This window comes from Bacillota bacterium (assembly GCA_013177945.1).
Lineage (GTDB): Bacteria > Bacillota > DSM-12270 > Thermacetogeniales > Thermacetogeniaceae > Ch130.
In genome coordinates this window covers 107,031-114,020 of the sequence record JABLXW010000016.1, presented here as the reverse complement: position 1 = coordinate 114,020, position 6,990 = coordinate 107,031, and the positions used below count along the sequence as shown (strand labels likewise).

Below are 6,990 nucleotides of genomic sequence, written 5' to 3'. Positions count from 1 at the left end.
TTTATCCCACCCTATTATTACATATCGCCCTGTGCACTGTCCACCCCCATTTGCAACGAAATTTTCTTTCCCGTGCCCCCAATCGCTGGATTGGTGTGGGGTCTTTTGTTCATGCGTCAGCACTGTGTGGTCACCTCGCAGCAACCGTGAAAAAGACTCCGACCAATGGTTGCGCAGTTGCCCAGGAAACTGCCCCTGCCCCCCGACAGTGCCCCTTTTTATGGCTAGGTGGCGGCTAAGGCGCCATGTATGAGTTTCCTGTGTCATAGGGCAGGGCACGAACCCCTGCTGTACGACGTCCGGCCACGTGCAGCCCAGAAAATCCCGTACCCGACTCTCCCTGCCCACCGGTACGGCTAGCGTTACCCGTACGCCCCTTCTCGGCATACGCTCCAACAATTCTCGCAGCCTCGGCTCACGCAGGACCTCGGGCTCGAGCCCCAGCGTTACCTGTTCGCGGGCCGCTTCCAACTCTCCTGTGAAGGCTTTCTGGGCTTTCCCGACCTCCGGCCAGTACAGCTCAGCGCGGGCACTGGCAAGGCGCCTTCCTACCAGGAACCGGGCCAACTCATCCCCTCGGAGCACTGCTCCCTTGTCTCGTACGTACTGAAACAACTGTCGATGTACCGAACTTTGCGCCAACCGGTTTTCGAGATAATCCATATTGGCCAAGATCACCAGTTTGGCCCGGGCCCGAGACACGGACACGTTTAGGAGCCGAAGCGAGCCTCCCTTCGGGCGAGTTCCTCAGTGGCCCGTTGGGCAACGGCTAAGTCCTCGTCCGTCGCCAGCCGGAAACTCCGGCTTCCATCGGGCCTCAGGGTGATGACGGCGATCATCCGGGCGTCCTTCGTCCCGCCCCTTTTGGCTCGGATCTGCTCCCGCACCCGCTTGTAGGGGGTTGTGTAGCCGCACACCGGGCAGGTGGCGGAGAAACGCCTCACGATGGGTGGCTGCACCTCGCTTTCCGCTTTGGGCTCAAAGAGCTCAAAGACCACCTGCTTTCGCGCCTTGTCCCCCCGATAGCGCAGCGCCACCCGCTGCTTCTCCTTGCGGGAGAGCCAAAGGAGCCCCACCAGGGGCACCTCGGCCCCGCAGCCTGGTCCTTCGCAGCGGATCGTCCGTGCCCAGAGATAGGCCAGGGGAATCGAGCCGTCTGGCTCCTTGGGATAAAACTCCTGCAGTTCTTCGGCCACCCGCTCCCGTACCCACTCGCCCCACTTACGGACGGTTTCGGCCAGCCGCTGGCCGTAAGTCGGAAGGTACTCCAGGGCCACCTTGTTGAGCAAGACCGCCACGGGGTTGAGATCGCCCGCAAAGGCGTCGGCCCCGATGCGCAGGGCCTCAAAGGGGATGGAGCCGATGCCGGCGAAGGGGTCCACCACCAGGGGCGGGCCCTCCGGATGGGCCGCGCGCACCAGCCGACGGGCAGTTTCCACAAAGGTTCGATTGGTGGAGTTCTCCCAGGCAGCGAAATGGCCGATGAAATCCAAGAGTGTTTGTCGCAGCGCCACCGGGTCGGAAAGATCCCGACCGGTGAACGGCTTCAAAGCTTCCTGGGTTTCCCGGCGTAACGTTTCCGGACAGCGCTCGTCCGCGGGATCGGGCAGGAGCGTGGCCATCAGCACCGCCCGGCAGGCGGCCAGGGCGAGTAGCCCACCACACGTGGAGGGTGTGCAGGTGCCCTTTCTTCACGTTCTGGTCCCGGCGCGAATACTCGGAGATGATACGGATGGGCATCTCATCGGTTTCGATAAGGCGGCGTACGCTCTGTCGGTCCATAACCACCATCCTCCCGTGGAAACCCCTTCGCTCGATTTGCACGAGCGGTTATTTTACTCGTGACGTTCATAATCTCCTGCTTGTCAGCCATGTGAAGAACTCGGAGTCGGGATGGGTGTTACGAAGTCATCCCGCATTCGGAATGCGGCAGATGAACCGTGCTCTACCAGCAAGTCGAGCAGAAAGAGGACGGCTTCCCGCAGGTGCCTTTGACGCTTCAGTTCGAGGGGTCTGCCGTAGACGTATCGCTGGAGTAAAACTTCCAGCAGTAAGATAGTGTCCCCTTTCATCAACATCTTCCGTGGATCTCCTTGCTGGAGACGCTTGGCGACGCGCATAAGTGCTTCGGGAAGCGATTGCTCTCCGACGTGGTACAGGAACTTAAGGTAGCTATGCAAAACCGTTGAAGACGGCGGTAAGCCCTCGAATAAGGAGTGGACATTTCCTGCGTGTCCTTCCAGGCTTCGCCAGTGGCGAACCCCCTCTTTCCACCACGTTCCGAGAAAAATAGCCGATACCATTTCCGTTCCTCTTGCATACTCATCATCGATCCTTGAAAGCCAGGTTGCCCGCCGCACGCCGCCTGCAAACTGCTCCCAGAGTGACCAGAACTGCGGGGTATTTGGTTGGCGATCTTCAGCAGCGATCAATCCAAGTAGAATCCAATAGACTTTGTCCGGATGACGATCGATGGCATCAACAATAGGCCTTACGATGCTTAATGCGCTGTCAGCTGGGGTGCGGAGTAAGAATTCCTCAAGCAAATTGGTCAGGGTGTCCTCTGTCTCATAATCCCTTTCTAGACGCTCTGCGTATCGATCTCGGCGCCTATCGTCATCCGAATCCCACCATTCGACAAGCGTGGATGCAAGCCGCTCGAACGCCGCAATCGCTTCAGGCTCGGTAGGTGCCTGCTCGAAGATCGCAAGGATGTATTTGTTGGCCTCGGCTCCAAACCAACTGGAGGTGTCCATCTTAGTGTAGGCATCATTCGCAATGCCATCGGCTTCAAAGAACCGCTGGCGAATGAGAGCAGCAGCATCCTTCTGGATCTCGTCGAGTTTTCTCTGCTGTGCATACGGTTTGCTTCTCTCTGCGTCTAGTGCCTCCTGTACCAGCTTTGCTTCCATCGCAAGTGCGTTTACACAACGTAGGGTTAAATCACGATCGACCGCCCAGAGATGCTTGCCGATACCTAATGCCGCATACCAGCGGACTTCATCAACTGCATGAGTTAGGGCTATTACGAGTGCGCGCCGAACTCGGTCCATTTGGGCAGTATTCAGGTCCTTTCCCAGAAGCAGAGGTAGTACCCACGCACACGGCCGGTCGGCAGACATGCTGTTTCGTTGCACACGTGCAAGGTGATTCCACTGGTCTGATTCTCGTTCTATCTCTGAGCAAACAACATCCACGCACCAGCTCCGCTCATCCTCCGACATTTCATTCCAGTGGTCACGAACGCAGACAGCGGCAACGACGCCTGGACCACCTCGACCCAGGTCGTAATCTTCACCACCGTCACCTTCGACGATGATGGAACGAGCCTCTTGCAATCTCTGCCACCACTGGGTGGGATCATAATTAGCAGCTTTTTCGTAGTTGAAAGTTTTAAGCCCCCACATCAGCAGGTCGAACCTGGCATTGACGGACTGCCTCTGGGCGTTGCTTTCGTCCACCATCTTCTTGAGATCAGACTCAGGCTCCTTGAGAGCTAAGCGAATGAACTGTCGGCCAGTTTTTTCAGAAGAAGTTGGCTTCCTTGGGGGATCAGAGGCCTTGACTTCGTTCTCGGCTACGCCGTATTGGCGCAAGTCCATTCGATGAAGCGCCAGTCTCCAGATTCGGTCGCTCTCGTACTGCTCCGCAAGCGGTGGCATCGCAGCACGGTGTTCATCTATGATTCTGTAGACCTGCGGAGCTAAGGGCCCTAATTGCAGATTTAGAATTGCATGCTCCAGATCCCAACGCCGATGAGGAAATGCATCCGCTTCCTTCCGCTCCGTTTCGTAGATCTTTTTTCTGGCATCCAGTTGAGGTAGCAAACCTGCTATCCGGGAAGGAGCCTGAGATTCACTCGCAAGCCGTTGCCGATCGAGCAAGATGCATTCTCTCGATCGGAGCAAGACCAAAAGAGTTTCACCGGACGCATGGGGATGGGCGGTTGCGATGCTTGCGACCACCGCCGTGAGCGCGGCAGAGTTGCTCTGTTTCAGAATGCTCAGGAGGACTTCATCCAATTTGTCTGGGTGAGCCTCCGCAAACTCCAGAAACCACCGCTCCAAGGCCATGAGAAGGGATTGCAGCACATACGGACCGACCGAGGTTCCTCGATATAGGTTCCAGAGCCGAGCGTTACACCACTGCTTCCGGATGGTTCCATCCGGGAAGGATAGTGTGATCTCGAAGGGTGGTTCAATATCGCACGGCACTCTCGGGTGCGCATACCATTTGGCGCTGTGGTTGAAAACGTCGATGATGAAGTTAAGACCCTGTTGAGGATGATATCGGAGAAGCGAAAGGAAGGGGCCGCGATACGCGCTCGCTGGGAAGAAGTCAAAGCTTCTTTGTCGCTTAATCCCAAGAACGGGTTCAAGGTACAGGTCAATTGAGTAGCGCCACTCCCGGCTAATGTCGGCCTCCGAGCACAGCAGATACTCCTTTGCCACTGATACTACAAGCTCAGGCATATCCCTGGCTGCCGGCATGCCTTCCAGATCTTCAAAGATGATCTGCCGCAATTCTTGCGCTAGGCGACCTCGCTCATCGTCGCTGCAACGTCCTTGCAAAAGAGCGGTGAAGCGCTCCGGGTCCGCCTTCGGAATCTTGGCAATCACCTGCAGTGTCCGTTTCCGCTCCGCTTCCGCCCGGTAGTCATCAAAGCCAGGCAGGAGCCAGTGAGCGATCGCTGCGACGGATTCGGCCCCATCTGGGTAGGGATTCTTCCAGGTAACCCCCCGAGCCCAATCCTCTATAAGCCCAAGAAGCAACAAGCGATCTTCCGAACCGAATGAGTATAGATGCTTTAGGATCAATTTCAGAACGCACGCCCACGCCGGCCCGTCCGGTATGTTGAAGAGCGATGCTGGAGGCACCAGCGTTTCAAGCCAATCAGGGGCGGTTACGCATGCAACCCGCAGAAGATGGATCACCCGCCGAAGGAGCTGCTTATTGTTCGCCAAGAGCTCCTTGTTATGGCTCTCCAAAAAATCCGTCGCGTATGGCGAACGCAAAAGCGACACCAATGTGTCGTCCCGGAAGTGGTTAGGGAGATCGCTATTACTCACTGCAACCCGAAATAATGTATCTGAACCGGCGCAATTGCGTTGGACGAGTTCAGCCACCCACTTGCGGTATGCCCTCCGTACAGCAGGGTGCGTACCAATAGCGGCGGCAAAGTCTTGGACTGCGTCCTTGTGCCTCACATACTGCTCTTCTATCCAATACAGGATCGCCCAGTCTTCAAGGACGTCATGCGCTGGTGCGACGAGCACATCGCTTTCGGGGTGAGACACGATGAGCGAGTCGTTCCGGAGAGCGCTCACAACTTGAGGATCGAGGTCTCCGCAGTCAGCGTAGGGGGATAGTCTCTGCGCCCGCCGCAGGGCGATTTGCACGAACGCATCCGACCGCCGGCGGGGCATCCCGCCTGTGCTACGATCTTCAGCGCGGACGATCTCCCGCCAGAAGAGCGCGCGGAGTTCCCACTCGCTCTGGGGTAGCGCACGTTCTGCCGACCAGTTGATCTGAAGGGCTTTATCAAGGAAGTAGGGGTTACGAAGCATCTCACGAAGCGCTGCGTTGTCGAGAGGGCGGGCCAAGGTAGGGTATTCAGCCTTTACCTTACCCAGTTCTTCATCGTCCAAGGGGGGAACTTTGACAACGGAATGGCCGAACCCTGCGCGCTGTAGCAAAGCAGAACGAACGAGATCGGTGGAATAGTCACGGCACGTCAGAAGGAGGCGCCAGCTCTTATCTTGGGCTACAAGTACGAGAAGATCGAAGAAAGCATCACGGGGGAGTTTTTCGAGGAGGCGTTCTACGCTTTCGACCAATAAGACTTTCCGAGCTTGGCTGGCGAGGATCGCTTGAAGCTTTTTGCCGTTCGCTGGGATCTGGCTACTTTGCAATGCTTCATCCAAATGAGGGCGTGCAAACTCCTCTGCGCGGAAGCTGAACGTGAAATGATCACGGCTAAGGATACTGATGACATCCTTAGCAATGACAGACTTACCGATGCCAGCAGGTCCTGAGATCAAGACCACTTGGGTGCATTCCAGCTGTTCGATGACCTGCTGTACCAGCCTAGGGCGCCCCAGGTGAAGGTCCTTCCCTATCGTAGAACGGATACCATCGAGGATAAGCGCGGAATGCTCTTTCAATGCTTGTAAAGCACGGTGTTCATTTACACCAATAGGCGAATGGCGTTGCCGCAAGTTCTCGGGAAGGTCCTCGTACCTGAAGCTACGAGCCGAACTCATCCCCCGGCTCGCTTCTTGAAGCAACGCGTTCCACGTTGCTTCCGCAGCCTCAAGCGCATCATGTTCACTTGCTGTGTATGCAAGAAGATACTTGATATTGGCTTCCGTTTGCCGCGTGTCAGTGCACAAGTCCAGGCTAAGAACGTGCAGAACGCGGAGGAACGGCCAGAGTTCGGCCGCAGACAAGCTTCTCCCCTCGACCTCACCGATGATCTTTTGGATTTCCTCACAGTACTGAGCAGCTTTTTTGCTAACGAATCCCGGTGCCGCCAACCGATGCTCAAAATCGCTAGCATCACGAGATGCACGTGCACAGTCCAGGAGCCCAGAGAAGTGTTCAAGGAGCGTGTTCGTACCTCGCTGTGTGACGAGGGCGAAACGGTCGGTATCCGGCGAGAAGAGATCGGAGTTCTGGAAGTCCCCCCAGAAATCCTGCATCGCCTTCTTGCATTCGGCATCAGCAGCACTGACGGTAAAAGTTCGCTTTACTTGACCCGCTAACTTCCGGCGCTCGCCTGAACCAGTTTGGCCAACAATCAGGAAATCATCGGTGTGCCAGCCAAGATGCGCGGTTTGTAGATGTACTTCTACGACCAAACAGTCGAGCAATATGGGCGGGATAGCCCGCACAAGGAGTTGGGCAAGCCAGTAGGCAACGACGTGTTGCTCAAAAAAGGTGCCTGCTCCACTGGTAGAAGCGGGACTTGATACGCGTCCCACGTTCAAC

Annotated in this window: 3 protein-coding genes; all 3 read right to left on the bottom strand. The window is 56.6% G+C overall.

From position 1 onward, the window contains the following. Positions 1–710: 710 nt before the first annotated feature. Positions 711–1,418, bottom strand: coding sequence for a hypothetical protein (locus HPY58_11395; protein ID NPV30227.1), 708 nt, complete (start codon positions 1,416–1,418; stop codon positions 711–713). Beyond that, on the bottom strand, positions 1,345–1,782 hold the full coding sequence (locus HPY58_11390; protein NPV30226.1) for a DUF1156 domain-containing protein: 438 nt from the start codon (positions 1,780–1,782) through the stop codon (positions 1,345–1,347). Before HPY58_11390 ends, HPY58_11395 begins: the two co-directional genes overlap by 74 nt. 83 nt (positions 1,783–1,865) lie before the next feature. Further along, a complete protein-coding gene (locus HPY58_11385; GenBank protein NPV30225.1) occupies positions 1,866–6,989 on the bottom strand; it encodes an ATP-binding protein in 5,124 nt (1,707 codons plus the stop codon). Position 6,990 lies beyond the last annotated feature (1 nt).